The organism is Clostridium sp. Marseille-QA1073, from assembly GCF_054863625.1.
Genome location: NZ_JBSVQM010000010.1, coordinates 103,914 through 130,685, shown reverse-complemented (window position 1 = coordinate 130,685; position 26,772 = coordinate 103,914). Strand labels below are relative to the sequence as shown.

The 26,772-nt window shown below is 26.0% G+C and carries 28 protein-coding genes, 1 pseudogene and 1 other annotated feature; of the genes and pseudogenes, 20 read left to right on the top strand and 9 right to left on the bottom strand.

Going from position 1 to position 26,772, the window contains the following annotated elements; genetic code table 11:
• The first annotated feature begins 287 nt into the window (after positions 1-287).
• Positions 288-920 (top strand): HDIG domain-containing metalloprotein, encoded by a 633-nt coding sequence (locus ACY1IQ_RS11230; RefSeq protein ID WP_461614001.1) that lies wholly within the window; start codon positions 288-290, stop codon positions 918-920.
• A 26-nt stretch (positions 921-946) separates the two neighbouring features.
• Positions 947-1,933, top strand: coding sequence for a biotin--[acetyl-CoA-carboxylase] ligase (locus tag ACY1IQ_RS11225; protein WP_461614000.1), 987 nt, complete (start codon positions 947-949; stop codon positions 1,931-1,933).
• Positions 1,934-2,243: 310 nt separating this feature from the next.
• On the opposite strand, the gene ACY1IQ_RS11220 is transcribed toward ACY1IQ_RS11225, so the two are convergent.
• The 3 genes from ACY1IQ_RS11220 to ACY1IQ_RS11210 all read right to left on the bottom strand — a co-directional run bounded on the left by ACY1IQ_RS11220 (position 2,244) and on the right by ACY1IQ_RS11210 (position 4,390).
• Positions 2,244-2,798: a biotin transporter BioY gene (locus ACY1IQ_RS11220; RefSeq protein WP_461613999.1), complete on the bottom strand. Its 555-nt coding sequence runs from the start codon at positions 2,796-2,798 to the stop codon at positions 2,244-2,246.
• A gap of 112 nt (positions 2,799-2,910) precedes the next feature.
• Complete coding sequence (locus tag ACY1IQ_RS11215; RefSeq protein WP_461613998.1) at positions 2,911-3,402, bottom strand: metallophosphoesterase family protein; 492 nt, start codon at positions 3,400-3,402, stop codon at positions 2,911-2,913.
• A 325-nt stretch (positions 3,403-3,727) separates the two neighbouring features.
• Positions 3,728-4,390 (bottom strand): L,D-transpeptidase family protein, encoded by a 663-nt coding sequence (locus tag ACY1IQ_RS11210; RefSeq protein WP_461613997.1) that lies wholly within the window; start codon positions 4,388-4,390, stop codon positions 3,728-3,730.
• A gap of 310 nt (positions 4,391-4,700) precedes the next feature.
• Here ACY1IQ_RS11210 and ACY1IQ_RS11205 point away from each other — a divergent pair, with 310 nt between their 5' ends.
• The 6 genes and pseudogenes from ACY1IQ_RS11205 (at position 4,701) to ACY1IQ_RS11180 (ending at position 10,368) form a co-directional block, all read left to right on the top strand.
• A complete protein-coding gene (locus ACY1IQ_RS11205) occupies positions 4,701-4,970 on the top strand; it encodes a hypothetical protein (protein WP_461613996.1) in 270 nt (89 codons plus the stop codon).
• A 191-nt stretch (positions 4,971-5,161) separates the two neighbouring features.
• Positions 5,162-5,887 (top strand): hypothetical protein, encoded by a 726-nt coding sequence (locus ACY1IQ_RS11200; protein WP_461613995.1) that lies wholly within the window; start codon positions 5,162-5,164, stop codon positions 5,885-5,887.
• 496 nt (positions 5,888-6,383) lie between these two features.
• Positions 6,384-6,536 (top strand): annotated as a pseudogene (locus ACY1IQ_RS11195) (IS200/IS605 family transposase); the annotation flags it as partial.
• A 36-nt stretch (positions 6,537-6,572) separates the two neighbouring features.
• Positions 6,573-7,682 (top strand): IS200/IS605 family element RNA-guided endonuclease TnpB, encoded by a 1,110-nt coding sequence (gene tnpB / locus ACY1IQ_RS11190; RefSeq protein ID WP_461614016.1) that lies wholly within the window; start codon positions 6,573-6,575, stop codon positions 7,680-7,682.
• 360 nt (positions 7,683-8,042) lie between these two features.
• Complete coding sequence (locus tag ACY1IQ_RS11185; RefSeq protein WP_461613994.1) at positions 8,043-9,536, top strand: YjjI family glycine radical enzyme; 1,494 nt, start codon at positions 8,043-8,045, stop codon at positions 9,534-9,536.
• Positions 9,529-10,368, top strand: coding sequence for a YjjW family glycine radical enzyme activase (locus ACY1IQ_RS11180; protein ID WP_461613993.1), 840 nt, complete (start codon positions 9,529-9,531; stop codon positions 10,366-10,368). The genes ACY1IQ_RS11185 and ACY1IQ_RS11180 overlap by 8 nt, the downstream gene beginning before the upstream one ends.
• Positions 10,369-10,489: 121 nt before the next feature.
• Here the strand turns inward: ACY1IQ_RS11180 and ACY1IQ_RS11175 are convergent, their stop codons facing one another.
• Positions 10,490-10,717 carry a hypothetical protein gene (locus tag ACY1IQ_RS11175; protein WP_461613992.1) on the bottom strand — a complete coding sequence of 76 codons (228 nt, stop codon included), beginning with the start codon at positions 10,715-10,717 and terminating at the stop codon, positions 10,490-10,492.
• Positions 10,718-10,927: 210 nt separating this feature from the next.
• On the opposite strand from ACY1IQ_RS11175, the gene ACY1IQ_RS11170 reads away from it, so the two are divergent.
• The 4 genes from ACY1IQ_RS11170 to asnS all read left to right on the top strand — a co-directional run bounded on the left by ACY1IQ_RS11170 (position 10,928) and on the right by asnS (position 14,614).
• A complete protein-coding gene (locus ACY1IQ_RS11170) occupies positions 10,928-11,191 on the top strand; it encodes a hypothetical protein (RefSeq protein ID WP_461613991.1) in 264 nt (87 codons plus the stop codon).
• A complete protein-coding gene (locus ACY1IQ_RS11165; protein ID WP_461614015.1) occupies positions 11,149-11,409 on the top strand; it encodes a GNAT family N-acetyltransferase in 261 nt (86 codons plus the stop codon). The genes ACY1IQ_RS11170 and ACY1IQ_RS11165 overlap by 43 nt, the downstream gene beginning before the upstream one ends.
• Before the next feature lie 639 nt (positions 11,410-12,048).
• Positions 12,049-12,525 (top strand): QueT transporter family protein, encoded by a 477-nt coding sequence (locus tag ACY1IQ_RS11160; RefSeq protein ID WP_461613990.1) that lies wholly within the window; start codon positions 12,049-12,051, stop codon positions 12,523-12,525.
• 403 nt (positions 12,526-12,928) lie between these two features.
• Positions 12,929-13,175, top strand: a binding site (T-box leader).
• A gap of 47 nt (positions 13,176-13,222) precedes the next feature.
• The gene (gene asnS, locus ACY1IQ_RS11155) at positions 13,223-14,614 is read left to right on the top strand and encodes an asparagine--tRNA ligase (protein ID WP_461613989.1); all 1,392 of its coding nucleotides are present in this window, start codon (positions 13,223-13,225) and stop codon (positions 14,612-14,614) included.
• A 206-nt stretch (positions 14,615-14,820) separates the two neighbouring features.
• Here asnS and ACY1IQ_RS11150 read toward each other — a convergent pair whose 3' ends face one another.
• The gene (locus tag ACY1IQ_RS11150; protein ID WP_461614014.1) at positions 14,821-15,087 is read right to left on the bottom strand and encodes a tyrosine-type recombinase/integrase; all 267 of its coding nucleotides are present in this window, start codon (positions 15,085-15,087) and stop codon (positions 14,821-14,823) included.
• Between the two features lie 19 nt (positions 15,088-15,106).
• Positions 15,107-15,280: a hypothetical protein gene (locus ACY1IQ_RS11145; protein WP_461613988.1), complete on the bottom strand. Its 174-nt coding sequence runs from the start codon at positions 15,278-15,280 to the stop codon at positions 15,107-15,109.
• 348 nt (positions 15,281-15,628) lie between these two features.
• On the opposite strand from ACY1IQ_RS11145, the gene ACY1IQ_RS11140 reads away from it, so the two are divergent.
• The gene (locus ACY1IQ_RS11140) at positions 15,629-15,979 is read left to right on the top strand and encodes a hypothetical protein (protein WP_461613987.1); all 351 of its coding nucleotides are present in this window, start codon (positions 15,629-15,631) and stop codon (positions 15,977-15,979) included.
• A gap of 128 nt (positions 15,980-16,107) precedes the next feature.
• On the opposite strand, the gene ACY1IQ_RS11135 is transcribed toward ACY1IQ_RS11140, so the two are convergent.
• On the bottom strand, positions 16,108-16,518 hold the full coding sequence (locus ACY1IQ_RS11135) for a hypothetical protein (RefSeq protein ID WP_461613986.1): 411 nt from the start codon (positions 16,516-16,518) through the stop codon (positions 16,108-16,110).
• A 1,084-nt stretch (positions 16,519-17,602) separates the two neighbouring features.
• The gene (locus tag ACY1IQ_RS11130) at positions 17,603-19,924 is read right to left on the bottom strand and encodes a family 10 glycosylhydrolase (protein ID WP_461613985.1); all 2,322 of its coding nucleotides are present in this window, start codon (positions 19,922-19,924) and stop codon (positions 17,603-17,605) included.
• A 756-nt stretch (positions 19,925-20,680) separates the two neighbouring features.
• Between ACY1IQ_RS11130 and ACY1IQ_RS11125 the strand changes: the two genes are divergently transcribed.
• The 4 genes from ACY1IQ_RS11125 (at position 20,681) to ACY1IQ_RS11110 (ending at position 23,789) form a co-directional block, all read left to right on the top strand.
• On the top strand, positions 20,681-21,499 hold the full coding sequence (locus ACY1IQ_RS11125) for a DUF6597 domain-containing transcriptional factor (protein WP_461613984.1): 819 nt from the start codon (positions 20,681-20,683) through the stop codon (positions 21,497-21,499).
• A gap of 170 nt (positions 21,500-21,669) precedes the next feature.
• Positions 21,670-22,029 (top strand): YtxH domain-containing protein, encoded by a 360-nt coding sequence (locus tag ACY1IQ_RS11120; RefSeq protein ID WP_461613983.1) that lies wholly within the window; start codon positions 21,670-21,672, stop codon positions 22,027-22,029.
• Between the two features lie 19 nt (positions 22,030-22,048).
• Positions 22,049-22,384 carry a hypothetical protein gene (locus ACY1IQ_RS11115; RefSeq protein WP_461613982.1) on the top strand — a complete coding sequence of 112 codons (336 nt, stop codon included), beginning with the start codon at positions 22,049-22,051 and terminating at the stop codon, positions 22,382-22,384.
• A 544-nt stretch (positions 22,385-22,928) separates the two neighbouring features.
• The gene (locus ACY1IQ_RS11110; RefSeq protein ID WP_461613981.1) at positions 22,929-23,789 is read left to right on the top strand and encodes a YitT family protein; all 861 of its coding nucleotides are present in this window, start codon (positions 22,929-22,931) and stop codon (positions 23,787-23,789) included.
• Positions 23,790-24,124: 335 nt separating this feature from the next.
• On the opposite strand, the gene ACY1IQ_RS11105 is transcribed toward ACY1IQ_RS11110, so the two are convergent.
• Positions 24,125-24,295 (bottom strand): DUF362 domain-containing protein, encoded by a 171-nt coding sequence (locus tag ACY1IQ_RS11105; RefSeq protein ID WP_039636582.1) that lies wholly within the window; start codon positions 24,293-24,295, stop codon positions 24,125-24,127.
• A 458-nt stretch (positions 24,296-24,753) separates the two neighbouring features.
• Here ACY1IQ_RS11105 and ymfI point away from each other — a divergent pair, with 458 nt between their 5' ends.
• The 3 genes from ymfI (at position 24,754) to ACY1IQ_RS11090 (ending at position 26,771) form a co-directional block, all read left to right on the top strand.
• The gene (ymfI, locus tag ACY1IQ_RS11100) at positions 24,754-25,494 is read left to right on the top strand and encodes an elongation factor P 5-aminopentanone reductase (RefSeq protein WP_461613980.1); all 741 of its coding nucleotides are present in this window, start codon (positions 24,754-24,756) and stop codon (positions 25,492-25,494) included.
• A 112-nt stretch (positions 25,495-25,606) separates the two neighbouring features.
• Complete coding sequence (locus tag ACY1IQ_RS11095; protein ID WP_461613979.1) at positions 25,607-25,957, top strand: hypothetical protein; 351 nt, start codon at positions 25,607-25,609, stop codon at positions 25,955-25,957.
• A gap of 124 nt (positions 25,958-26,081) precedes the next feature.
• On the top strand, positions 26,082-26,771 hold the full coding sequence (locus ACY1IQ_RS11090) for a response regulator transcription factor (protein ID WP_461613978.1): 690 nt from the start codon (positions 26,082-26,084) through the stop codon (positions 26,769-26,771).
• The last annotated feature ends 1 nt before the right edge of the window (position 26,772 follow it).

The window sequence follows — 26,772 nt, the reverse complement described above, 5'->3', positions numbered from 1 at the left end:
AGATGGAAGTCATCATAGCTTTTAATTATAAGGAGAATTTTTATAGGTATGCACTTACATTACTATTATATTAATACATGACAAAATGTGTTACACTATATCATCAGTTATGTCCAATTTACAATGGAAAATCCATAATTATAGTTAAATTAAATAGCTTTAATAAAATATTAAAAATATCAAAAGGATTTTAATTAGTTATCTTATTTAATACACTTAAAATAATAAAATAAAAAAATAGAGGGAAATACTAATAGAAGACTATTTTAAATAAGGAGAGAATAATTATGAATAGAGATTTTTTTATAAATTTTGAAAAGCATCTATTAGAAGATGAAAAACCATCTAGTTACTTTAATGATTTAGTTAATAATAATTTATTTCCTAAAGAGTATCCTTTTAATATGTTAAGTGATTTGATACATACAGAACAATCTAAAGAACATCATCCTGAAGGAACAGTGTGGAATCATACTATGCTTGTTATAGATGAAGCTGCAAAAAGAAGAAATAAAAGTGAAGATAAAAGGGTATTTATGTGGGCTGCACTACTTCATGATATAGGAAAAGCTCCTACTACTAAAATAAGAAAAGGAAGAATCACATCCTACGATCATGATAAGGTAGGTGCTAAAATGTGTGAGGAATTTTTGAACTGTTTTAGTGAAGATAAAGATTTCATAAAAAAAGTAAAAATATTAGTAAGATATCATATGCATATATTATTTGTAGTTAAAAACTTGCCTTTTAGTGATTTGGAAAATATGGTGAAAGAGGCATCAATAGATGAACTTGGACTTTTAGGTATAAGTGACAGATTAGGTAGAGGTAATAATAGTAAGGAACTCATTGAAAAAGAAGAAAATAATGTTAAAATGTTTTTAGAGTTAAGTAAAAAGTACAAGTTAGAACATAGTTAGAGTTTTTAGAAGGGAAGTCAGTATAGGTGAAAAATAAGATTTTAAAAATATTGAAAGAGAATAAAAATCAATTTATCTCTGGAGAAAATTTAAGTAAAGATTTCGGAATTACAAGGGCAGCTATTTGGAAATATATGAATTCTTTAAAGGAAGAGGGATATGAAATTACTTCTATATCTAAAAAAGGATATAAGCTTGTTAGTTCACCAGACATATTAAGATATGAAGAAGTAGAAGAATATCTACAAACTAAATATATAGGAAGAAATATTCTTCATTATAATACTATTGACTCAACTAATAAAGTAGCAAAGTCTTTAGCTATAGAAGATATAGAAGAAGGTACAGTTATTGTAAGTGAAGAGCAGACCAGTGGTAGGGGAAGACTGGGAAGAAGTTGGATATCACCTAAAAGCTCAGGAATATGGATGAGTATTATACTAAAACCTAATATAAGTCCTATGATGGCCTCAAGAGTTACATTAATAGGTGCAGCAGCGGTTCATAAAGCTTTAGAAGAAATTGAAATAGATTCTAAAATTAAATGGCCTAACGATATAGTATTAAACAATAAAAAACTTTGTGGAATTCTAACGGAAATGAGTGGAGAGATGGATAAACTCAATTATATTGTTATGGGTATAGGATTAAATGTAAATGTAGACGAAGAAGATTTTTCTGATGAATTAAAAAATATGGCTACATCTCTAAAAATAGAGAGAAATGAGCAAGTAAATAGAAAAGAACTATTTGGTAAGATATTAAATAATTTTGAAATTTTATATGATGAATTCAAAAAGCATGGGAATATAGAATCTACAGTAGATATATGTAGAAAAAATTCTTTATTATTAGGTAAAGAAGTAAGGGTAATCAATGGAAGTAAAACAGTTACTGTAAAAGCTTTAGATTTAGATGAAGATGGAGAATTGTTAGTAGAATATGAAGATAAAAGCAAAGGTAAAATAATATCAGGAGAGGTATCTGTAAGAGGACTTTATGGATATGTTTAATTAATAATTATCCATATTTAAAAAATAATTAGCTAAATTATCTAAAAAATCAATGTATATCTAAAAATTATATCCTTAGATATTTTAATTCACAACTCACAATTGTAAACATTTTTCAACAGAAGATGAGGAATTTAGAATCGCTTTTTCAAAATGTCTAGTTATTTCTTATAAAAAACTTCAATTGTGAATTGTGAATTGTTTTAAGGTATGAATTTAGTAGTTCTTAATTATATAAATTATAAATAATTTATGAAATTAAGAAATATCTGTAATTTTTATCCTTAAATTTTAACTTTTATAGTTTTCTTTATCTCTTTATAGCTGGTATCATTTTAACCGCTAACAATGAGGAGAATAAAATTTTTAAACAGTCACCGGGTAAAAATATTAAACAGCCAGCTTTTAGTGCACCTATAAAAGTCATAGATACTTTGTTAATTCTAGTTAATATAATGTACATATATGGTACTCCAAATAAATAAACTAGTATTACTCCTAATGTACAAGTCATCAATATATTAAAAAGTGAAATTTTCTTTTTTGTTATTAATTTTTTACATAATGTACCTACAACAAATGCACATATAATATAACCTATTAAAAATCCGAAGGTAGGAGAAAATATCATACCTACACCACTTTTCCCGCCTGCAAAGATAGGAAGACCTACGAGTCCTAAAGTTATATAAACTATTTGAGATAATGCACCTAAATTACCTCCTAGTAAAATACCAGATAAAAGAGTAAATAATAGTTGCAGGGTTATAGGCACAGCACCTAAAGGAATAGAAATAAAAGCACCTACTGCAGTTAAAGCAGCAAATAATGATACAAGTATAAAATCTTTAGTTCTAATTTTCATGAAAGTCCCCCTAAGAAATTATTGTAAATATAAAAATAAAATTCGTTTACAATAATATCTTATGAGATTTAAAATGAATAGTCAACAATAAAAAATATACAAGTTTACAATACTAAGAATAAAACTTAATATTTACATTTATGCCTTCAGGTAGAAGGTCTAAAATTATATAAGAATAGTATTTTTCTTTTCTTTTGCTGGTAGGTGACCCAGGATTTATTATTAGTGTCTTATTTTTAGTTGTAACAAAAGGTTTGTGACTATGTCCAAAAATAATTACATCTAAACTATCATTTTTAAATATTTCATATACATTATCAATGGTGCTTTTCTTAGAACCATGTCCATGATACACTCCAATTTTATACTTATCTAAAGTTATAATCTGTTTTTCTTTTACCTTAGACCTAGTTTCTTCTTTATCGTTATTTCCATAGACACCAATAAATCTATGATGCTTTTCAATATAGGGTATAACTTTATTGCTAGTATAATCTCCAGCATGAATAACTAAATCAACATCTTTTAAGGATTTTGTTATTAACTTTTCTATTTTATCCATATGTTTGCGTACATGGGTATCTGAAATCACTGCTATTTTCATATTTTATCTCCACCTAAATGTAAATTGTTTACGTTAAGCTAAATAATATTAAAATTTAACTTATAAATTATTTATTTTAAAATATAAAGGGTATGATAACTTTTAAATTATTAGATTTAAATAAATAGTTTTTTTCAAAGAGATATACAAGTCTAATAATTTTTTAGAACTTGTATATAACTTTAAGAAAACTATTAAAATATTGTATAAATCTATCTTGATAATATTTACAATAAATAAAACTTTTGTATTTATCCTTCATAGTTTATTCTATTTTAAAATAGCATAATATGTTACCTTTATAACATGATATAATGTATATATTTTACTCAAAAGGATAAATTCCTAGAGCATTATAAAATTCAGGAGTTATAAAGTCATTTACCTTAAGTCCGTTATCTTTTTGAAAGTTATGTACAGCATATTTAAAATCCTCTCCGTATTTTCCACTAAGATATCCTTTAAAGTATCCTTTTTCTTTTAAAATCTTTTGCATTTTATATACATCAGATCCAATCATACCAGGACGTAATTCTTTAAGCTCTCTAGTTGGACCATTGTGAATTATAACTGTAGTACCAATAGGAATATATCCATAGATTTTAGCTACATCTTTATTATGCATTCTTATACAGCCATGAGAAGAGTTCCAACCAATAGAACTTTCATCTTTATTTCCATGTATACCATATTTTCCCCAAGGAATATTTAACCCCATCCATCTAGCACCAAAACCTCCACCCCAAATTCCTTTATTAACTATTTTCCATGTACCTATAGGGGATGGAGTAGAAGGTTTTCCACCTGAACAGCTGAATTCTTCTACAAATACATCATTTTTAAATATCTGCATCTTATTTGTAGTTAAATCTATTATGATAACATAAGGAGATTTATTAGAATTTTCAGTGGATAAAGCAAATATATTCTTAGGAATATTAATTACAATCGTTAATATTAATATAAAGACAAGAATTTTTTTGTTCATAAAATTTACTCCTCTATAATTTTAATAATTTAACTATATTTTATGAAGAAAAGCATTTTTGTTAGAATAAAGTTTTTATTATAAATAAAATACTATTAGAATAGTATTTAGAGTTGATTACTAGTATTAATGTAAAGATTAATTGGGAATTCTTAATAAAAGATTAGTTTTAGTAAATTTTTAAAAAATTATTCTTAATTGCAAATTCCAAGTTGGGAAATTAGGAATTATATTCTATTTATATATTTGCCCTTTGTTCTATGAAATTATTTATGGTATGATTTATACACAGACATGGGGGAGAGAAGTAATGTTAATTTTCAATTTTTATTTAGTAACAGTAATGTTTAGTATATTAACACTTATGCTTATATTTTATGCAATTAACTATAATGAAAAATTTTATGATAAAATCCTTAGAATAATGATGAGTAGTGATGATAAGGATGACTATAATAAGGATAGCAAGCTAGAAACTATTATTACTTCTTTAGTATCTGTATATTTTATGATACCTATAATAAATATAATAGCTTCTATAGCCTTACTGACAATGTTGTATAGTAAAAATGAAAAATAGGAGTTACAGTAAAGTATAGCTGTAGCTTTTTTGTTTTATAGATCCATTTTCATTATTATAAAAAATGATTTAAAAGAATTTCTATTTATATATTTTTATATTTGCTATAATTAAATTGAAAAACGTGATTTTGCTCTATTTCTATTTAGAAATAGAGTATTTTTATAGAAAAGTACTTCTGGAGGACAAGTATGAATGTAGAAATTAAAAGTTATGAAATAAACCATAAAAATATAGAGATTAATGGTATAGGCCTTCAAAAGGAAAAATCTCTTCATAGAAGCTTAAAGAATATTTATTGCGGTGAATATGGGAGAATGGAGGTTATGGTTGAGGGGTATATAGTAGATGTAGTAAAAGACAATATACTGTATGAAATTCAAAGTAAAAATTTTTATAATATACAAAATAAGCTGAAGGATTTGCTTGTAAATAATAAAGTGGTTTTAGTTCATCCTATTGCTGCAGAAAAGACTATTATATTATTAAGTGAAGATGGAGAAGTTATAAGTAAAAGAAAATCTCCTAAAAAGGGAAGAGTTATAGACTTTTTTGATGAACTAGTATCTATCCCACATTTAGCTTTAGAAAAAAATTTAGAAATAGAAATTTTACTTACTAAAGAAAAAGAAATAAGGGTTAAAGATGGCAAAGGAAGTTTTAGAAGAAGAGGAGTTAGCATAGGAGATAAACTATTAGTAGACATAATAGATAAATATAGATTTAAAAGTGAAGAAGATTATTATAGTTTCTTACCTAAGGATTTACCTTCAAAGTTTACTAATAAGGAATTATCATTAAATTCAAATATACCAATTAATAAGATAAGAAAAATGACTTATAGTTTAAAGAAGATGAAATTAATTGAAGAAGTGGGGAAAAGCGGAAGAGAGTTGCTTTTTTCAAAATGTAAATAGGTATGCTACATTAAAAAATAACTTAAAACAATGGAGAATTGACAATTATGGTTGAAATTAGTCTTATAAATTAATTTCTTTAAATAGATTTTTCAATAAGAGTGACTTTGTCACTTTGAAAAGAAATAAATTTAGAGCTTCTCTTATAAAAAAGAAGTATCAATAATTCTCCATTGTCAATCGTCAATTTTCAATTGTATAAGGGTTCTTCTAAGGTGCAGCAAGATTAGGAACAATAATTAATGAATTTAACTAATACTATGGAGATATAATATAAATAAAATTTTAGTTAATTTACTAAGTATGTAACTTTAATTTAGAATGGTAAAAGCAACTAGTCTACGTACTAGTTATTTTATTTTGGGTTAAAAAATTAAAGGTCAAGACCATTTTTGAATCATAGCCACGCACTCTCGTGACTTCAACCATGAGTTAGTGGTGACATATGTCAAATAAAAATACTCGATAATCCTATAAAAATAATAATATAATTAATATGCTAGAATATCACATAGTATGGTGCGTAAAATATAGGCATAAAGTATTAACAAAAAATATAAAGGAAGAATTATTAAATAAAATAGCTTATAATAATAATTTTAAGATATTAGAAATTAATGGAGATTCAGACTATATTCATTTATTAATAGTCAAAAACAAAAGTAGAAAGGAAGTGAGTTTATCAATGTTAAAAGCTTATAAATATAGAATTTATCCAACTAAAGAGCAAGAAATGCAATTAGTTAAAACTTTTGGATGTGTAAGATTTGTCTATAACCGAATGTTAGCAATGAAGATGGATTTATATAAAAATGAAGGTAAATCTTTATCCAAAACAGAGTGCAATAATTATTGTAATAGAGAATTAAAGAAAGAATACATTTGGCTTAAAGAAGTTGATAAATTCGCATTAACTAATTCTATTTATAACTTGGATATGGCTTATCAAAAATTCTTTAAAGAACATATAGGTTTTCCAAAATTCAAAAGTAAGAAGAATCATAATTATTCTTATACTACTAACTTTACAAATAATAATATAGAAGTTGATTCTGAGAATAACAAAATAAAGTTACCTAAATTAAAATGGATTAAAGCAAAAGTTCATAGAGAACTTAAAGGTAGAATTAAATCAGCGACCATAAACCAAGTACCTAGTGGTAAATATTTTGTAAGCATATTAGCAGATGTAGAAAATAAACAATTAGAAAAAACTAATAAACGAATCTCTTTTGATTTAGGTATAAAAGAATTTTTAATTGATAGTAATTTAAATCATATAGATAATCCAAAAACTTTATATAAATATGAGAAAAAGTTAGCTAAATTACAAAGACAAATAGCTCATAAAGAAAAAGGAAGTCAAAACTTTATTAAACAAAGAATTAAAATTGCTAGATTACATGAGAAAATAACTAATATAAGAAAAGATTTTTTAAATAAATTATCATGTCAGATAACCAATGAATATGATGTAATTATTTCAGAAGATTTAAATATTAAAAATATGGTTAAAAACCGTAATTTAGCGAAATCAATAAATGATGTGTCTTGGGGTGAATTTATAAGACAGCTACAGTATAAATCAGAATGGAAAGGAAGAGTATATCACAAAGTTAGTCCTTGGTTTTCAAGTTCTCAATTATGCTCAGATTGTGGATATAAGAATAAAGAAGTTAAAAAATTATCTATAAGAGAATGGGTATGTGATAATTGTGGAACGGTTCATCAAAGAGATGAAAATGCAGCAATAAACATATTAAATCAAGGATTATTAGAGTTAGGATTTAATTAAATTGTATAAATAAAGTAGGGTAGGAAGTATCCGAACTAATGCCCATAGACATAGTAGGCTACGAGGTGGATGATGTGGGAAAATCTAAGAGTAATCTTAGAAGTGCGTGACTTTAGTCACGTGAGCTTCACTAATATTTATTTATTATTATATAAAAAATAATCATATGCTAATATAATAAGGATTTGTTTAAAAATATCGAATTTTGTAGTATAATATTATTAAAATAAGTGAAATTCTATGTTTTAGTTAATTAATAAACAATATTAATGGAGAATTACTATTGAAATTTCACAGAAATATAATTATACTAAAATTATAAAGATATAATAAAAATAAATAAGTGTATGGAGTGATTATATGGAGAAGCAAGTACTTTCAATTATTGAAGATAATACACTGACTTATGGAATGAAAGTTATATCTCTAGCTAAATTAGCTGAGAATAGTGTAAACATTTTAGATATAAGCGATGACATTAAAAAGTATATGGATGAGGGAATAATTTGTGATTTAGCTGAAGGAAATGCTCCTTATAGACCAAGATATATTGTTCCTAATTATGAAAAATTCATGGAAAATGGAAGTGAATTTTTAAGAATAAAACCAGCTACAAATATTTGGGAAGCAACTCATAACTTATTAATCTTATATAAAAATGTACCATCTGTAACAACTTTCCCTGTATATGTAGGAAATATTGACACTCTTTTAGAACCTTATATAAAAGATGAAGAAGAAGCGTATAATGCAATAAAATTATTTTTAATGCATATTGATAGAACTATAACAGATTCTTTCTGTCATGCTAATATTGGTCCTGTAGATACAAAAGCAGCAAGATTAATATTAAAAGCAGAAAGAGAACTTCAAAATTCAACACCAAATATAACTTTAAAGGTTAGTGATGAGACTTCTGAAGAACTTATGACAGAGGCTGTACAAACAGCATTATCTTGTGCAAAACCCAGTTTTGCAAATCATGAAATGTTCACAAAAGACCTTGGAAATTATGGTATAGCAAGTTGTTATAATGGATTAAAAATAGGTGGAGGAAGCTACACTTTAGTTAGATTAAACCTTGCTAAATTAGCACCTAAAGCTAAAGATGCAGAAGATTTTATAAATAATGCATTACCTCATGCAATGAAGCTTATGATAGATCTTATGGATGAAAGAGTAAGATTTATAGTAGAAGAAAGTGGTTTCTTTGAATCAAGCTTCTTAGTAAGAGAAGGATTATTATCAAAAGATAACTTTACTGCTATGTTTGGTATGGTAGGACTTGCAAATGCTGTTAACTACTTTATAAATTCAAATAAACAAGAAGATAGATTTGGATATTCTGATTATGCAAATAATTTAGGAATGAAAATAATAGAAAAGATGCAAGAGATAGTTGATAATCACATTAATAAACACTGCACAGCAAGTGATGGAAAATATCTTTTACATGCACAAGTAGGATTAGATAGTGATGAAGGTGTAGCACCAGGATGTAGAATTCCTATAGGTGAAGAGCCAGAAATTTATGAGCATTTAATACAAAGCGCTCCATTCCATAAATTCTTCCCATCAGGAATAGGTGATATATTTAAATTTGATGAAATGTCTAAGAGAAATCCAAAAGCTATAATTGATGTTATAAAGGGAGCTTTTAAATTAAATATTAGATATATATCTGTTTACTGTGAAGACTGTGATGTTATAAGAATTACAGGTTATTTAGTTAAGAAATCAGATATAGAAAAACTAGAAAGAAATCAGCAAGTATTAAATGATACAGTTGTACTAGGATATGGAGCAGCTAAGAATCAAAAAGTACTAGAGAGAAAATTAAGACATAATGAGTAAAATTGCTATAGTAAATAAAATAATACCTTTTAGTACAGTAGATGGAGAAGGAAATAGAACAGCCATATTTCTTCAAGGCTGTAACTATAACTGCCTCTATTGTCATAATCCTGAAACAATAAATCGCTGTATAAATTGCGGGAAATGCGTAAGCTATTGTGAACATGGTGCTCTTTCTATAGTAGATGGAAAAGTCAATTATAATAGAGATAAATGTGTAAACTGTGATAGTTGTATTGCAGTTTGTGAACATAATAGTAGTCCTAAAGTTAGCGTTATGACTGTTGAGGATATATTAAAGGTATTAAATAAAACTAAATATTTTATATCTGGAATAACTGTATCTGGTGGAGAATGTACATTGCAAAGTGATTTTTTAATTGAGCTTTTTAGAGAGGTTAAAAAATTAGGATTAACTACATTTTTAGATACTAATGCTTCGCTTCCTATATATAATAACTTAGAACTTCTAGAAGTTACTGATAAAACTATGATAGATTTAAAAGCCTTTGATAGTGATGAAAATAAATATCTTACTGGCATGAAAAATGAAACTGTTATAGAAAACATAAATAAATTAGCTGAAATGGATAAAATTTATGAAATAAGAACAGTAGTAGTACCAGAAGTTTTAAATAATGAACGTACTGTAGAAATGGGAAGTAAGCTTATAGCAGAGCTAAATCCTAATATAATCTATAAACTTATAAAATATAGAGCACTAGGTGTTAGAGAAGATTTAATTAAATCCTATACTCCATCTAATGAGTACATGGAAAAGCTAAAAAATATAGCAACAAAAAATAATGTGAAAAATGTAGTGGTAGTTTAATATGACCAATAAAAACTCCTTTAGGCATAGCTTAAAGGAGTTTTTATTGGTTTATATAATATTACAATAGAATATTAAAGTAATATAAATACTAGAATTTAGAAGACTACTGTAATGATAATTAAATAGTTACTTGAGGATATCTTTCGAAAAGTTCATCAAGTTCTTTTGACGCTTCATTAAATGCTTGGAGTTTAGAAATTGCTTCTTGAGCGTCAAAAGTTAGAGAATATTCACATACTGGACAAGTTAATCCATTATCAACAATATTATCAAAGTTAGATTCCGTAATAGTTATCTCAGTATCGCATATGCAAGCAATTTTAAAGCTTAATATTTTATTATACACAATAATTAATCCACCTTTTTTCACGACATTTTACCATATAAGTAAAAATAAATCAAATAAAGATAAATGTAAAATAATTTAATATTATTAATAACAAATATTCTATAGAAAAATTAAAAAATAAATAAAGATACTATAATTAAGTCTAAGCAATATTTTTTGTTTGCATTTATGTATTAAAAATAATGAAATTTAAAGGGAAAGGGTTATATGAAAATATATAACAATATATTTATTAAGAATATTAATGATGATTATGCAATGCAACTTGTAGATATTTTAAACAATGATTGTAGGTTAAAAAGTGCTTTCAATTCAAATGGAAATAAAATATCTAAATCAGAATTTATAGATTGCAATAAACAATGGTGTCAAAATAAAAATGCTGAAATATTTGCTATTGTTTTAAATAATATTGCAATAGGAATAATATCACTAAGTCACAGGATATTAAGAAACAAAAGGCACAAATAGGTTATTGGATTAGTAGTAAATATTGGGGAAATGGATATACAAGCTGTGCATTTTCTCAGGTATTAAATTTAGCAAGGGAAAAAGAAATAAAATATATATCAGCTACTATAAAAGATTATAACATAGCTTCTAAAAGGATTTGGGTAAAAAATGAAGCGAAAATAGAAGCAATACATGATAAATTAAAGGTATTAATAACATTAAAGGATATAGATTAATTATTATTTAAAGTAGAATAAAGTGTGTTTTATGTAGGGGTGAACAATGTTCGCCAAGAAATCTAAATAAGTTATAATTGTCAGATATTGAATAGACAAAATATTAACCCATAAAAAACATATCTTTATTCTTGATTTATAAAGTTTTATAATATATAATAATGTTTGTTAAAATCAATCAGACAGTTCGGAAGCCTCCTGTCTTTAAACAAAACTACGGCAGCAATCTTTTTAATCCTAATATTTTATTAGGATTATTAGAGTTATCTCAAAAGAGTAGAAACGCTGTCTTAATGACAGCGTTATTTTATTTTTTAGAAAGCATATTACATTAAAATTCTATATAACTTAAACAATTTACAACTTTAAATTAGCTATTAATTTTAATTTATATTGAAAAGTAAAAATATAATTTTTAATTTGATAAAATCAAATTAAAAAGTTTTACTTATATAATAAGATTTATAATATTATATTGAAATTTGTGAATTGTAAAGTGAAAAGTTGGGAATATTATTTCTAAAGTAAATAGGGATATGAAAAGTTATTAATAAATAGCTTTATTAGTATTGCGCCGCAGTTAAGTTTAATGTTAAAAAGGCTTTGAAATTATTTAATATTTTTTAGGAGGAAAAAGGTATGGATACTAAAAAACTATTAAAGGTTTCATTGGTGGCAGCAATATATGCAGTTATTACATATGCTTTAGCACCGATATCCTTTGGGGCAGTACAATTTAGATTATCAGAGATAATGACTTTGTTAGCATTTATAGATCCACTATACGTACCTGCACTTACTTTAGGATGCGGTATTGCTAATCTTTTCAGCCCTGCTGGTGTTATAGATGTAATTGTAGGAACTGCAGCAACCTTTATAGCAACTTTTGCTATGAGTAAAAGTAAAAACATGATTATAGCATCATTATATCCTACAATAGTAAACGCGGTAATGATAGGCGCTATGCTTTATTATGCCTTTAATTTACCATTATTTTTATCTGCACTTCAAGTTGGTGTAGGTGAGTTTGTGGTAGTAACTATAATAGGGGTACCTACATTTAAATTACTATTAAAGGACAAAAGTTTAAGAGATATATTAAAAATCAGTAAATAAAAATTAAGACTACAGAAGATTTATTCTGTAGTCTTAGCTTTTTATATATGAGATTTTACAAAATTAAATTTATTCTTTGTTATTTTATTAGTAAATTATTATGAAGAATTGTATATACTATAAAGTATAAGTTACTTAATATTGAAGTAGATGAGCAAAGTCCATTATATTTTATAAAATTAATTATTGATTAGATAAATTAAAAAATCTACAAAAATATTATGGTTATATCAATTTTTTTATGGTAAAATTTATTTTAAATTAATAAGAATAATGTTTTATAAAAAATACAAAATATATTTACAATTATATTTTACAAAATATTTGACAACTATATATTTAAACTATATAATAATTACTAGTATTTAAAAATAGTTTTTGTATATAATATAAATAATGTAAATTAAAAGCAATGAAGAGAAGAGTAGATATAAGAGGTAATTTAAGCGAGTTGACGATGGTGAGAGGTCAATATGAAACTTATGTTGAAGAACATCTCAGAGCTTCTAACCGAAATTGTTATGAAAGTAGGCTTAGACGGAATTAAACCGTTATAAATTAAACAGTATCGATGATAATCTGTACTGTAAAGAGGTCATTTTATGACAATTTGGGTGGTACCGCGGAATAGTTAACCTTTCGTCCCTATGAGGGATGAAGGGTTTTTTTATATGAATTTTTAAAGGAGGAAAACTGTATGGAAAAAGTATTAGTAAAACAAATTTACAGAGAAAAAGAAAAATATAGTGATCAAATGATCTCTATAAGTGGTTGGATTAGAACTTTAAGAGCTTCTAAAAATTTTGGTTTTATAGAAATAAATGACGGAAGTTTCTTTAAAAATATCCAAGTAGTATTTGAGGAAGATTTAGAAAATTTTGCAGAAGTATCAAAACTTAGCATAAGTTCTTCGCTTACTATAGAGGGAAGACTTGTGTTAACTCCAGAAGCTAAACAACCTTTTGAATTAAAGGCTGCTAAAATTGTTGTAGAAGGGGAATCATCCTCAGAATATCCACTACAAAAGAAAAGACATAGTTTTGAATTTTTAAGAACTATTGCTCATTTAAGACCAAGAAGCAATGCTTTCTCAGCAGTATTTAGAGTACGTTCATTAACTGCTTATGCTATTCATAAGTTTTTCCAAGAAAGAGGATTTGTTTATACTCACACACCAATAATCACAGGAAGTGACGCTGAAGGTGCAGGAGAAATGTTTAATGTTACAACCTTAGACTTAAATAACGTTCCTAAAAGTGAAGATGGAACAATAAACTTTGGAGAAGACTTCTTTGGAAAACAAACTAATTTAACAGTTAGTGGTCAATTAGAAGCAGAAGCTTATGCCTTAGCATTTAGAAATGTTTACACTTTTGGACCAACTTTTAGAGCAGAAAATTCAAATACTGCTAGACATGCTGCTGAGTTCTGGATGGTAGAACCAGAAATAGCTTTTGCAGATCTTAAAGATGATATGGAACTTGCAGAAGATATGATAAAATATATAATAAACTTTGTAATGGAAAATGCTCCAGAGGAAATGGAATTCTTCAACAGTTTTATAGATAAAGGATTAAAAGCGAGACTGGAGAATGTAGTAAATTCTGACTTTGCGGCTATAACTTATACTGAAGCTATAGAATTATTAAAGAAAGCAGATAAAGAATTCCAATATGAAGTTGAATGGGGTACTGACCTTCAAACAGAACATGAAAGATATATTACAGAAGAAATATTTAAAAAACCAGTATTTGTTACTGACTATCCAAAGGAAATTAAATCCTTCTATATGAGAATAAATGATGACAACAAAACTGTTGCAGCAATGGACTTATTAGTTCCTGGTATAGGTGAAATTGTAGGAGGAAGCCAAAGAGAAGAAAGATTAGATATCCTTGAAAAGAGAATGGAAGAACTAGGTCTTAATAAAGAAGATTACTGGTGGTATTTAGAGCTAAGAAAATACGGTGGCACAAAACATGCAGGTTTTGGATTAGGATTTGAAAGAATGATAATGTATATAACTGGTGTAAGCAACATCAGAGACGTTATACCTTTCCCAAGAACTACAGGAACTGCAGAGTTTTAATAGAAACCTTTATATACCAAGGGTTTTGGGAGAAAAAATTTAATAAAATAACACAGCTGTAACACAACAGTTGAGTTTTTGAAAAGGAGCTTTCTCTAGAAGGCTCTTTTTTATGCAAATAAATTATTAGTTTTATCTACAGCCTTAATCTTTTTATCCTTCAGAACATGGGTATAAATATTATCAGTTATATTTATATCTACATGTCATAATAGTATTGAAATAGTTTTTAAAGGAACATCATTTTCAAATAATCTTGTTGCAAAGGTGTGTCTTAAAGTATGAAAAGTTGCATTTTCAATTTTAAGCTCCTTAAGTAATCCGGTGAAGGATTTTCTTATAGTATCATTTTTTAAATGACAATTTGATGAATTTGTAAATATATAATTATTTGGGTCAAAAATAATTTTCTTTTTTAAAGAATTTAATTCTCTCGTAGTATTAAGAGGTATAGGAACTTTTTTGTTAGATATTTGGTTTTAACCTCGTCACTTATCCAGATTTAACTACTGCCATCCTCATATGACCTCTTAAGCATTTATTAATGTTTAGAGTATTGTTTTTAATATCAGACCATCTTAAGGCTAAAACTTCTTCTAAACTAAGACCAGTACCTAGTGTTAGTTTAAATAATAAGCCATGTTTATGATTATCAAAGGACTTCATTGTTTTTTTCTGTTCTTCAAGTGTAAATGCTCTTACTAATTTTTTTCTTTATTTTTAGGTACAGATATACTTTTTATCGAATTATGTACAATGTAGGAGTGATTAATAGAATAGTATATAGCTGATTTAAGCATCTTTGAACTTTATTAACATAATTCATAGAACCAAGTGAAGGAACATATATTTATTTATAAAGCTTAAATGTAGATATAGCTAGTTCATTTTTTATACTCATATAGATAATAGTGAAGAAACCTTTTTAAAGTAATATTATCATTATCAACATTCAAACTTTTACTTAAGTCATGTTAAAAATTAATTGATAAGTCAAATATAGAGGATGATGAGATGATACCAGGAATAGTTAAGATTGCAGCATGTAAAAATAATACTGTAGCATCAGTTATGATAGAAGAAATTAAACTACTACAAGGGGTTGTAGGACTTAATAAAGATAGAATTGCAAAAGAAAAACTTGTAAGAAAGTTACTTGAATTAAATGGTACAGAAACTAGGGGAGTAGTTACTATAATGCAAAGGATTCTAATATCTAAAGGACATTTGAGTAGTGGAAGCGATACTGGAGTTATTGGGCAAGCTAATAAAGATGCTATAGGTAGATTTAAGGCTACTGTAGGTATATCAAATAGCAGTATTTTAGTAGATATTCTTACTTGGAGAAAATTATTAGAGTATTAATTGAGATAGGCTTAATATAGTGTGCAAAAAAATGTGAAATGTAATGAAGTTTAATTTTCATATATACAATCCACAAAAAGTTAGGCTTATAAAGCCTAGCTTTTTGTGTTTGATTTACTAAGATAAATTTATTTAAGAAAGCCCTTCTCTTTTACCATTAGTACAAATTGATCGTCAGTCATCTCCCAATGATCATTTACTTTTTTAGCACCAGCTCTAATCAACTCAGTGTCAGTAAAGTATTTTTTGGTACTTTCGTCACCTTTTACGGCAATAAAAACTCTCCTAGATGCATCATCCCAACCTGCAACTAAACCATGATCGTCAGCTAAATATATTATTTTAACAGGAGTTAAATTGGCATATGCTTTAACTGTTGAATTAAAACTTAATGGTTGAATAGAAGTTTTATATTCTGTATTTAGTGTAGGTTTGTTAATTTCACTTGCTGAAGCAGTCCCTCCTAGTCCTGTTAGAGTAGAAGCTCCTACAATTGTAGCAAGTAAAAATTTTGCAGTTCCTTTTTTTGATAAAATCATTTTTGTATCCCCCTCTTTAATATGAAGTATAGTATGCATTAATGATATAATAATTGGTAATTAATGTCAAAAAACAAAAACTTACACAAATATTTGTTTAGTTCTAGTTTTACATAAAAAGATACATTATTGTATAAAACAGCATAAATTTTTTTCTAAATTTTATAATAATAAACAAGGAAAATGTAGGAAATGTTAATGATTAAATTTGTTTTATTTTTAATATCTTACTTTATCAAAGCAATTATTTATGTAAATATAGCTGATATATCTACATAAATTTAAAAGATGTGAATATAAGGAGTGGTTATTGGAATGTAACTTATATTAATTGAGGAAGGAATTTTTAAGCAAAGAATCTGACACAGGAGGGCCTTATAACAATAGAGATACAAAAAGACTTGAAAAAATATAGGAATACCTACAAGTAGTATTTTCATAAAGCAGAATACATAGAATAAGTTATTAGAGCATTAGAAATAAATAATTAGATGATACTATTTTACAAAAAATAAATATATAGGTTATAATGGAGACATAGTAAAAAGTATACTTAAAAGTCAACACTACAACATGCCTTTAATAGGAATGAGATTATTTGTTACTTATTTTTATTTAATTATAAGTATTTATTAATATATAACAATAAGTGCTTAATAAAAAGATATCTCTAGTATCTTATATAACTCATTTAAAGAAAGGAGCAATAGAGGAAACTTTACTGCTCCTTTCTTTTTAAATTAAGATAGATACTGATTTTTTAAGTTGTGTTATAACACAACGAGAATAAAAATAGATTAAAATAGATAGTAGTAGAATAAATAATATAAATTGATAAGTTTCCATAAGCCTTGATAGCAGGGCCTTGTAAGGACTAGAAAGAAAATATAACAAAATTCTAGATTAGTACAACAGGAACTGCAGATTTTAATAAAACTTTAATATATAAGGGGCAAAACATACGTTTTGCCCCTTATATATTAAGCATAAAAATGCTAGCTTTTAATAGGATAAATTCATTTTTATATCCTTCATATTTGAAATAAATTTATAAATAATAGGTTTTACTTATAGTTTTATTACTTTAATTTAATGTATTTAACAAAGCATTAAAACTATCTTGTTTTATATCTCCGCCAACTTTGTACATTTTACCAAATTTTTTATTTTTAATTGTGTTTTCTTGTTCTTTGGCTAAATTATTACCAAGTATAATTATAGGTGAGTTATTTTTTGATGCTAAAGGACCAGCAGTTAAAGCATCTATTAGTGGATTGCTTTTTGTTACAAATAGAGAATCATAATTTGAATTTGGGTAGAATTTTTGCAGTACTTTCGCATTAGTTTCTTCTCTATTAGCACCATTAATTCTATTATTTAAAACATTGTTTGTAGTTATAGAATTTACTTTATTTATTACAGCATCAGATATAACACCATTTCCACCTATAAAATAAGAGTCTTTTACATTTTTATCTTTTAACCAATTATAAATATTACTTGGTAAAACATTTTTTTCTGTTAATATAATTGGTTGTTTATCTGAACCAGCTTTTGAAGCAATAGATAATGCATCAGCTTCTCCATTGCCACCTGCAATATATACTTTATCTATAGATACATATTTTGATATTTCATTGGCCACATTAAGAGAAGTTTCATATCTATTTACTCCTCCAATTCTATTTATTTTACAATTTGGCAAAATTGATTGAATATAGTTATATACTGTATTGTCTACGACACCATTTCCACCAACAATTATAATATTATTAGGATTCAATCTTTTTAGTTCATTTTCAGTTGAACTAGGTATATTATTTTTATTAGCTAATAAAATAGGTGCATTTTTAACTGAAGCTAACGGAGTAGATGTAACTCCATCAATTATTGAATTTGCACTTGTTATAATTACAGTTTCTGCTCCAGTTGTCCATCCTTCTTTGCTGATTGATACAGCAGTATCGAATCTATTATTACCTTGAAGTGATTTAATAGGTATTGAAGATGTTGTAATATTACTCAAATATGTAGTGGATACATATCCAGCACCATTATTATAATTAATTTTTGACCAACCATTGCTTTCAGATAATACTTCTACTTTAGCACCTTTATTTAAAGAACCAATTATAGAATAATTTGTTCCAGGACCACTTCTTACATTTAGGGAATCTATATTAACTATTTGTATTTTTTGTACAGGCTCTGGTTTAGGCACAGGTTCTGGATTAGGTACTGAATCTGTATAAAGTGACTTTATGTCATTTTGAAGTTGTTGATTATTTATAATATCTCTAGCTGAAAAATACATACTACCTTTAATTTCTTTATATTTTCTGTTTAAAGTTATTTGTTGTTTTATTTCTTTAGCTACATTAAGGCTATCGCTTCCACCTTGTCTATATATACCTTGTCCTATATATAAATCTACATTGGTGTCTTTTACTTCATTTGACCACCATGAAACTAGTTTTGAATAATCTGCTATATCAAATCCGATTGTCCAATATATTTGAGGGACAATATAGTCAACAAGACCTCTTTGTATCCAAGCTCTTGAATCAGCATAACTACTTGAATAACTTTCATTTCCTTTTGTATCTGAACCAGTTGGATCGCTAGTTTTATTTCTCCAAATTCCACTTGGGCTTACACCAAATGTAACTTTAGGTTTTATACTTTTTATAGCAGATTTTACATCATTCAGTAAAAGATTTACGTTTTCTCTTCTCCAATCACTTTTGCTTTTTCCATTGCTATATTTATTATAAGCATCATCATCATTCATTCCATCTTTGTAGAAGTAATCATCAAAATGTATTCCATCTACATCATATTTTTTTACTACCTCTAATACTGTATCTACAATATGTTTTCTAACTTCAGGGAGTCCTGGATTATACATCAATGCATCATAAGCTCCACTTTTATATTTTACCACCCAATTAGGATGTAATCTTGCAGGATGAGTAGATGCTAATGAATTAAGATCAGTAGAATTAGTTGTTACTCTGTATGGATTAAACCATGCATGAAAATCCATACCTCTTTTATGTGCTTCATCTATTAAGAATGGAAGTGGATCATATCCAGGGTTTTTACCTTGACTTCCAGTTAAGTATTCTGACCATGGGTTTATAGAAGAGGAATATATAGCATCTCCCTTAGGCCTTACTTGAACAACAACAGTGTTTATGCCAATGCTTTTAAACTTGTCCAACAATTTTATATATTCTTGTTTTTGAGCAGCTTCGTTATTTCTTGTACTAGGCCAATCGATATTATAAACTGTTGATACCCATACTGCCCTCATTTCTTTAGTATCATTTGCTGCAAATACTTCCATATTAAAGCTTGAAAGTATTATACATAGTGATAAAAATATTACCTTTAACTTATTCATTTTACACCTCCAATAATAATTATATAGATATACCAAAGAGAGCTATCCTGTAAAGAAAACAAAATAAAATAATTACTTTACATAACTATATTGTAGAAATTTTAATTAAATTAGAGCAAAACATAGATAAGATATTTAAAATTTATATATTTAATCAAAATTAATTAAGGAAATTAGCTTAATTAAAACTAATTTCCTTCATAAATTCCGCTTTATAATCAATATGTATATAAGTCGCTTAGTTTCAATTTTTCATTGATTAAAGTTGCAGAGATAAGTATTCAATAACATAAACTGCTAAACTGTATATTAAATCTTTAGATAGTTTATCCATATATCAATTATTATGTAAAATAATTTAAATTTTTACTTGATATATCTGTATATTTAAATAGTACAATGAAAAATTACAAATTTCAACCAAAATATAGAAAGTATTATAGTACGCCTTAAATGATTATTTGTTTGATAATTGCTTATATTATATTTATCTAATATATGGTTCATAAAGATAACTAGTGAATGCTATATAATAAAAGTCCATTGTTAAAATTATAAAAGTGGAAAATGAAGAATTTAAGAATACATAGAAATGATTTACTTAGCATATTTTAATTGATATTTTTATAATTTTATTTAGGGATTTTTGTCTTAAATTATTTAAAAAGTTTTTATTTTGTAATAATTACCTGTAAAAATGTAGTATAATAATTATTAAGTAATTTATGCTAATCTATGTAATTGGAAGGAGGAAATATGTACAATTATAAATCTATTCAGATGCCGTTATTAAATGTTGATGGCTTCAATGATTTTATATATAAAGAATACAAACCCTCTGAAGAACTTACACCTTATATATGTTGTTATTGGTACTTAAAAACTAATAAAGACATAGATGGAGATTATTGTATAAGAGTATTACCAGATGGATGTATTAATTTAGTATTTAGTAACTACAATAAGCCTTTTGATGATAATAGTTTATTAATAGGATTAAATAAGAAACCATCTTGCTTTACAATAAAAAATCATAGAGAACTTTTTGGGATAAGGCTTTATCCTGGTACTAGTGGACTAATTTTTAATTGTCCAGCAAGTGAATTTCTAGATAAAACAATACCACTAAAATATTTTTGGGGAGATATCCTATTGAAGATCAATGACGAATTATCTAAAAAAATATTTATTTATGACAAGATAGAATTAATTGAGGATTATATAAAAAGTTTACTTATAAATAAAATAAATCTTAAATTGGATCCAATAGTTCAAAATTCTTTAAATTATATTTATGATGCTAAAGGACAAGTATCTGTTAATGAGATTGCAAATAATCTAAATATTAGTAGCAAATCCTTATTTCGTAAATATAATAATTGGATAGGGATAAGCCCAAAATTATTTTGCAGGATAGTAAGATTTCAAAATACTTTAAAGGATATTGCATCTTTAAAAGAAGTGCCTCTTTGTGAATTGGCTTTAGAAAATGGATATTATGATCAACCACATTTTATTAAAGAATTTAAGGAGTTTTATGGCAATTGTCCGTCAGAACTCTTTAGTAAATATTAATTAGGTCTTTTTTTTACAATACAAAATATTATCTTTTATGATATAAAAATACTTATATAAACAAAATACTTCATTGTTTTAAACAAATTTTTATCATAAAATAAGGTTAAAAATTTGATAAAACACTATTAAATAAGGGTTGCAATGAAAATCATTAGGAGGGATATATAATGAGCTTAAAAGCTAAATTAGAACAAAAAAAGAAAGAGAGAATAAGAAAAGAAAGATTAAATACTGCTAAAAAACTTGCAGTTGGAACAGTTGCTGGTGTAGTTGGGGGATTAATGCTAGCACCTAAATCAGGAAAAGAGACAAGAGAAAACATAAAAGTAAAAGCTAAAGAAGTTAATGAGAATTTAAAAGTTAAAACTGTTGAAGTAAAAGAAAATGCACTTGAAGCTAAAGACAAAATATCTAAATATATATCTGAAAAGAAAGCTTGTAAAAAACCTTGTTGTGAAGAAGTAATAGAATCTTGTGATTGCAGTGAGGAAGTAGAAGAAGTAGCTGAAGAAAAAATAGAAGGATAATTTAAGCTAGGTGATATCAATGTATATTTCAGTTGAAAATTTATTTTTTATAATACTCAGCTTATTAGGTGCTGTTGCTCTAGTTTTTCTTATAATATTTTTAAATAAAGCTATTAAATTTATAGGCAAAATAGATAGCGTTATTGGGAAAAACGAACACAATATAAATAAGCTTATGAGTTCTTTACCAGAAGCATCAGATAATGTGGTTACATTAACTGAGAATTTAAAGGATGTAAGTGAAGTAGTTACATCAACTACTGCAGATGTTATTGATACTAAAGAAAATATATCAGAATATCTTCAAATTGCTAAAGATATATTTGCAATAATAAAAGATGTATTCTTAAAATAAAAATAGTAATATAAATATTATTTAAATATTTAAAAACTATATTTTAAAGCTATGATAAATTTATGTAAATTCATAAACTTATCATAGCTTTTTATTTTTATGATGAAATTTTTACATATAGAGTATATAGAGATATATGAACAAAATTTAAAAAATTAAATTATTGCAAGAAAAATAAAAAAATATTTTAACTGATTGATAATTGGTGATAAAATTATATATGCAGACTAATTTTTATAAGATTTAGTTAAAAATATAATATTAATTATAAAGTACGAACCACTCATTGAGAATTTAATAGTTTTAATTAAAATACTAAAAAGCACTCAATTATTTTCACATATATTAATTTTAGGACTATTATATTCATAGGGTTATTAGGATTTTTTATGGATAAAATATATGTGAATGAAAGAAAAGAGATTATATAATATCTTTAAAATTTATTTACATAAGACTTTATAATTACTTTCATTATATTTTAAGTAGAAGTATGATAAAAATTAGTATTAGAATATATTAAAATTAAAAAGGGAGTAGTAGTGTGAATAATAAGAAAAAGCTTTTAAAAGAATTTATATTTATAATAATTGGACTTATTTTTTTAGCTTCAGGACTATACTTTTTTTTAATGCAAAATAACATAGCTGCTGGAGGAGTTTCCGGATTAGCTATTATTATTAATAAATATATACCTATGTTAAATGTAGGAATAATAATGCTTGGATTAGATGCAATATTATATATTATAGGCTTCATATTTATAGGGGCAAGTTTTGGAGTTAAATCTATATATTGCAGTTTGACTTTAGCTGGATTAATTTCTGCTTTTGAAACCTTTATTCCTATGAAAGGACCAGTAGCTAATGATATATTTTTAAATTTAGTTTTTGGAATATTAATAAGTGCTATTGGTATGGCAATAGTGTTTAATCAGAATGCCTCTACAGGTGGTACAGATATTATAGCTAAAATACTTAATAAGTATTTACATATAGATATAGGCAAAGGATTGTTGATTACTGATTTTATTATAACTGTTTTAGCAATAGCCGCTTTTGGACCTCTTATAGGTATGTATTCATTATTAGGAGTTATAATTAATGGATTTACAATTGATTATGTTATAGGAGGATTTAATGTAATTAAAAAAGTAGAAATAGTAAGTGAAAAAGGATTAGAGATTCAAAGATTTATAATTGAAGATTTAGAAAGAGGAGCAACCTTATACGATGCAAAAGGAGCTTATACACTTGAGAAAAAAGAAATTATAACTACAGTTTTAGGAAAAAAAGAATTCTTAAGACTTAAGAATTTTATAAAGGAAATTGATCCGAAGGCGTTTATTATAACATATCATGTTCATGAAATATTAGGCAATGGATTTACAGAGTTAAAGGAATAGTATATATACACTACTTTCAAATTTAATTTATATATTTATATAATTATGTTATTGATTATTTAAATTTCTATCTTATATAATTGAGAATTGACGATTGACAATGGAGAATTATTGATACTTCTCTTTATAGAGAAGTTTTAGATTTATTTCTTTTTAAAGTGACACAGTCACTTTTATTGAAAAATCTATTTGAAGAAATTAATTTGCAAAATTAATTTCCACCATAATTGTCAATTGTCCATTTTCAATTCTCAATTGCATAATATTATTCTGAAAATAAAAAACACAAGCTATTAATTAAGCAATAGCTTGTACTTTTTATATTATATGTTCAATTATTCTTGAACTGGAGCTCCAACTGGGCAAACGCTAGCGCAAGCACCACACTCGATACAAGTGTTTGGATCTATAACATATAATCCGTCTCCAGCACTTATACAGTTAACTGGGCACTCAGATTCACAAGCTCCGCAGCTAATACAAGCATCAACTATTTTATAAGCCATAATAAAAACCCTCCCTTATTTCTAATTCAACAATATAATAACATAACTTTTAACAATAATAAAGTATTTATACAAATATTTTGAATTAAATCAAAATAAGAAGTAATATTAAGAAAATTAAGAATAATATTTAATTATTAAATTTTATTCAATGTAAACCTTAAAATATTAATATAATATATCTAAATAATTCATTTATATGGATTAAATAGAAAATTTTATAGAAAATTATTTTAAAGTTATATAGATTCATATATACTTATATAACTTTAAATTTTAAGAATGAATAGTAAAATTTGTAATAATAGGTTGTTAATTTATTAGCAATATAAGTAGCAATAAAGAGAAAAAAGTAAGATTTTGAAGAATTTACTATACAGTTAAAGTAATTTAAAATTGAAAAGACCTAGTTAAGTGATTTAAAATAGAAGGTAATAATACTGTAGGAGATGAAGTGTATGAGCTTAAAAGGGAAGGTAGCTATAATAACAGGTGGAACTAGAGGAATAGGAAAAAACATAGCTTTAGAATTGTCACAAAAAGGTGCTAGTGTAATTTTAAATTATAAAAATAACGATGATAGTGCAAAAAAAACTTTAGAGGAAATTAAGTTAATAGGCGGATATGGTATATTAATAAAAGGTGATGTTTCAGATTATAACTTCTGTAAGAGTTTAGTAACCAAAGTTATCGAAGAATTTGGTAAAATTGATATATTAGTTAATAATGCTGCTATATCTAAAGTTGGTCTTTTTATAGATATGGATGAAAAAGATTATGATTCAATAATGAATACAAATATGAAATCAATTTTTAATATGTGTAATCATGTTTGTAAATACATGATTGGAAAGGAAAGTGGAAATATTATAAATATATCATCTATGTGGGGGAATGTTGGTGCATCTTGTGAAGTAATATATTCTACTTCTAAAGGGGCTGTAAACCTATTTACCAGAGCATTAGCTAAAGAGTTAGCGCCTAGTAATATAAGAGTTAACGCTATAGCACCAGGAGTTATAAACACAGAAATGAATTCTTGGATGAGTGAAGAAGAATTAAATTCAATGATAGATGAAATACCTTTAGGAAGATTAGGAAAAGGAGAAGATGTAGCAAAAGCAGTAGCTTTTTTAGCTAGTGACGAATCTAAATACATAACAGGACAAATTATAAATGTAGATGGTGCAATATTATAATGTTTATTAAAATTTCATTAAACTTTTATATGTAAAGGGAAAAAATAAGGAAATTATATTATAATTAAATTTAATAGGAAAAGTTATTACTTAAAGAGGGGAAAAATACGACATGGATAGTAAAAATATATTATACACTGTATTAGCAATAGTTTTAATCATTGTATTAGGGCCTAGTATTCTAAGTGTATTAGGCATTGTAATAAGTGGGATATTTACATTAGTTATGATTTTATTATTAGTTATAGTTTTAGCTGTGGCTTATTGGAGATATAAATTTAATAAATCGCAAAAGGAGTTTAATAAAAACTTTAAGGAAAAAAAGGGATATACTAATAATCCACATAATACTACAAGTTCTCATACATCATATAGCAAATCAAAGGATAATAATATAGATTATGGTAATTCTACCATTATTGATGTTGAATATGAGGATGCTAAAAAAGAGTCAGACAAATAGCAACAATAGACCACAATTTTTGTGGTCTTGTTTTTAATTTTAAAAATATTATATTATACATAATTAGGAGAACAAATGATTTTATAATTGTTATGTTTTTACGATATTTAGGAGGTGCGAGATAATGGCTAGAATTTTAATAGTTGAAGATGAAACTTCTATAAGAAAATTTCTTAAAATAAGTTTAAAGAGAGAGAACTTTGAGGTTATAGAAGCAGCAAGTGGAGAGGATGGTATAAAGAAGGCAAGAGAAGAATCACCAGATGTAGTTATTCTAGATATAATGCTTCCAGGAATAGATGGATTTAAAGTTTGTGAAATATTAAAAAAAGAGTATGAAGAGTTAGGGATTATAATGCTAACTGCTAGAGGACAAGATACTGATAGAATAATGGGATTAGAATTTGGAGCAGATCATTATTTAGTAAAACCATTTAATCCTTTAGAGTTAATTGCTATAATTAACTCATTACTTAGAAGAATTAAATATAGTAAAAAAAATCATGATGGCAACTATCTATATTCTAGCAGTTTTAAAATAGATTTATATGGTAAAAAAGTTTATAAAAACGATATAGAAATTGATTTAACACCTAAAGAATATATGCTTATGAAGATCTTTATGGAAAATCCTAATAAAGCTTTTAGTAGGGACGAGCTTCTAGATATGGTATGGGGATATAATTATATAGGAGAAAACAAAATTATAGATGTTAATATAAGAAGAATAAGAAGTAAAATAGAAGATAATCCATCGGAACCTAAATTTATAGAGACTATTTGGGGAACAGGATATAGATGGAAGGAGAATTAAA

Excerpts from the sequence above, each read along its gene's own strand:
- ACY1IQ_RS11120 (WP_461613983.1), top strand. The coding sequence starts at position 21,670 with ATGAGCTTAAAAGCTAAATTAGAACAAAAAAAGAAAGAGAGAATAAGA.
- asnS (WP_461613989.1), top strand. The coding sequence starts at position 13,223 with ATGGAAAAAGTATTAGTAAAACAAATTTACAGAGAAAAAGAAAAATAT.
- ACY1IQ_RS11180 (WP_461613993.1), top strand. The coding sequence starts at position 9,529 with ATGAGTAAAATTGCTATAGTAAATAAAATAATACCTTTTAGTACAGTA.
- ACY1IQ_RS11095 (WP_461613979.1), top strand. The coding sequence starts at position 25,607 with ATGGATAGTAAAAATATATTATACACTGTATTAGCAATAGTTTTAATC.
- ACY1IQ_RS11210 (WP_461613997.1), bottom strand. The coding sequence starts at position 4,390 with ATGAACAAAAAAATTCTTGTCTTTATATTAATATTAACGATTGTAATT.
- ACY1IQ_RS11140 (WP_461613987.1), top strand. The coding sequence starts at position 15,629 with ATGATACCAGGAATAGTTAAGATTGCAGCATGTAAAAATAATACTGTA.
- ACY1IQ_RS11145 (WP_461613988.1), bottom strand. The coding sequence starts at position 15,280 with ATGAAGTCCTTTGATAATCATAAACATGGCTTATTATTTAAACTAACA.
- ACY1IQ_RS11130 (WP_461613985.1), bottom strand. The coding sequence starts at position 19,924 with ATGAATAAGTTAAAGGTAATATTTTTATCACTATGTATAATACTTTCA.
- ACY1IQ_RS11160 (WP_461613990.1), top strand. The coding sequence starts at position 12,049 with ATGGATACTAAAAAACTATTAAAGGTTTCATTGGTGGCAGCAATATAT.
- ACY1IQ_RS11105 (WP_039636582.1), bottom strand. The coding sequence starts at position 24,295 with ATGGCTTATAAAATAGTTGATGCTTGTATTAGCTGCGGAGCTTGTGAA.
- tnpB (WP_461614016.1), top strand. The coding sequence starts at position 6,573 with ATGTTAAAAGCTTATAAATATAGAATTTATCCAACTAAAGAGCAAGAA.
- ACY1IQ_RS11215 (WP_461613998.1), bottom strand. The coding sequence starts at position 3,402 with ATGAAAATAGCAGTGATTTCAGATACCCATGTACGCAAACATATGGAT.
- ACY1IQ_RS11205 (WP_461613996.1), top strand. The coding sequence starts at position 4,701 with ATGTTAATTTTCAATTTTTATTTAGTAACAGTAATGTTTAGTATATTA.
- ACY1IQ_RS11125 (WP_461613984.1), top strand. The coding sequence starts at position 20,681 with ATGTACAATTATAAATCTATTCAGATGCCGTTATTAAATGTTGATGGC.
- ACY1IQ_RS11170 (WP_461613991.1), top strand. The coding sequence starts at position 10,928 with ATGAAAATATATAACAATATATTTATTAAGAATATTAATGATGATTAT.
- ACY1IQ_RS11090 (WP_461613978.1), top strand. The coding sequence starts at position 26,082 with ATGGCTAGAATTTTAATAGTTGAAGATGAAACTTCTATAAGAAAATTT.
- ymfI (WP_461613980.1), top strand. The coding sequence starts at position 24,754 with ATGAGCTTAAAAGGGAAGGTAGCTATAATAACAGGTGGAACTAGAGGA.
- ACY1IQ_RS11220 (WP_461613999.1), bottom strand. The coding sequence starts at position 2,798 with ATGAAAATTAGAACTAAAGATTTTATACTTGTATCATTATTTGCTGCT.
- ACY1IQ_RS11185 (WP_461613994.1), top strand. The coding sequence starts at position 8,043 with ATGGAGAAGCAAGTACTTTCAATTATTGAAGATAATACACTGACTTAT.
- ACY1IQ_RS11135 (WP_461613986.1), bottom strand. The coding sequence starts at position 16,518 with ATGATTTTATCAAAAAAAGGAACTGCAAAATTTTTACTTGCTACAATT.
- ACY1IQ_RS11200 (WP_461613995.1), top strand. The coding sequence starts at position 5,162 with ATGAATGTAGAAATTAAAAGTTATGAAATAAACCATAAAAATATAGAG.
- ACY1IQ_RS11115 (WP_461613982.1), top strand. The coding sequence starts at position 22,049 with ATGTATATTTCAGTTGAAAATTTATTTTTTATAATACTCAGCTTATTA.
- ACY1IQ_RS11230 (WP_461614001.1), top strand. The coding sequence starts at position 288 with ATGAATAGAGATTTTTTTATAAATTTTGAAAAGCATCTATTAGAAGAT.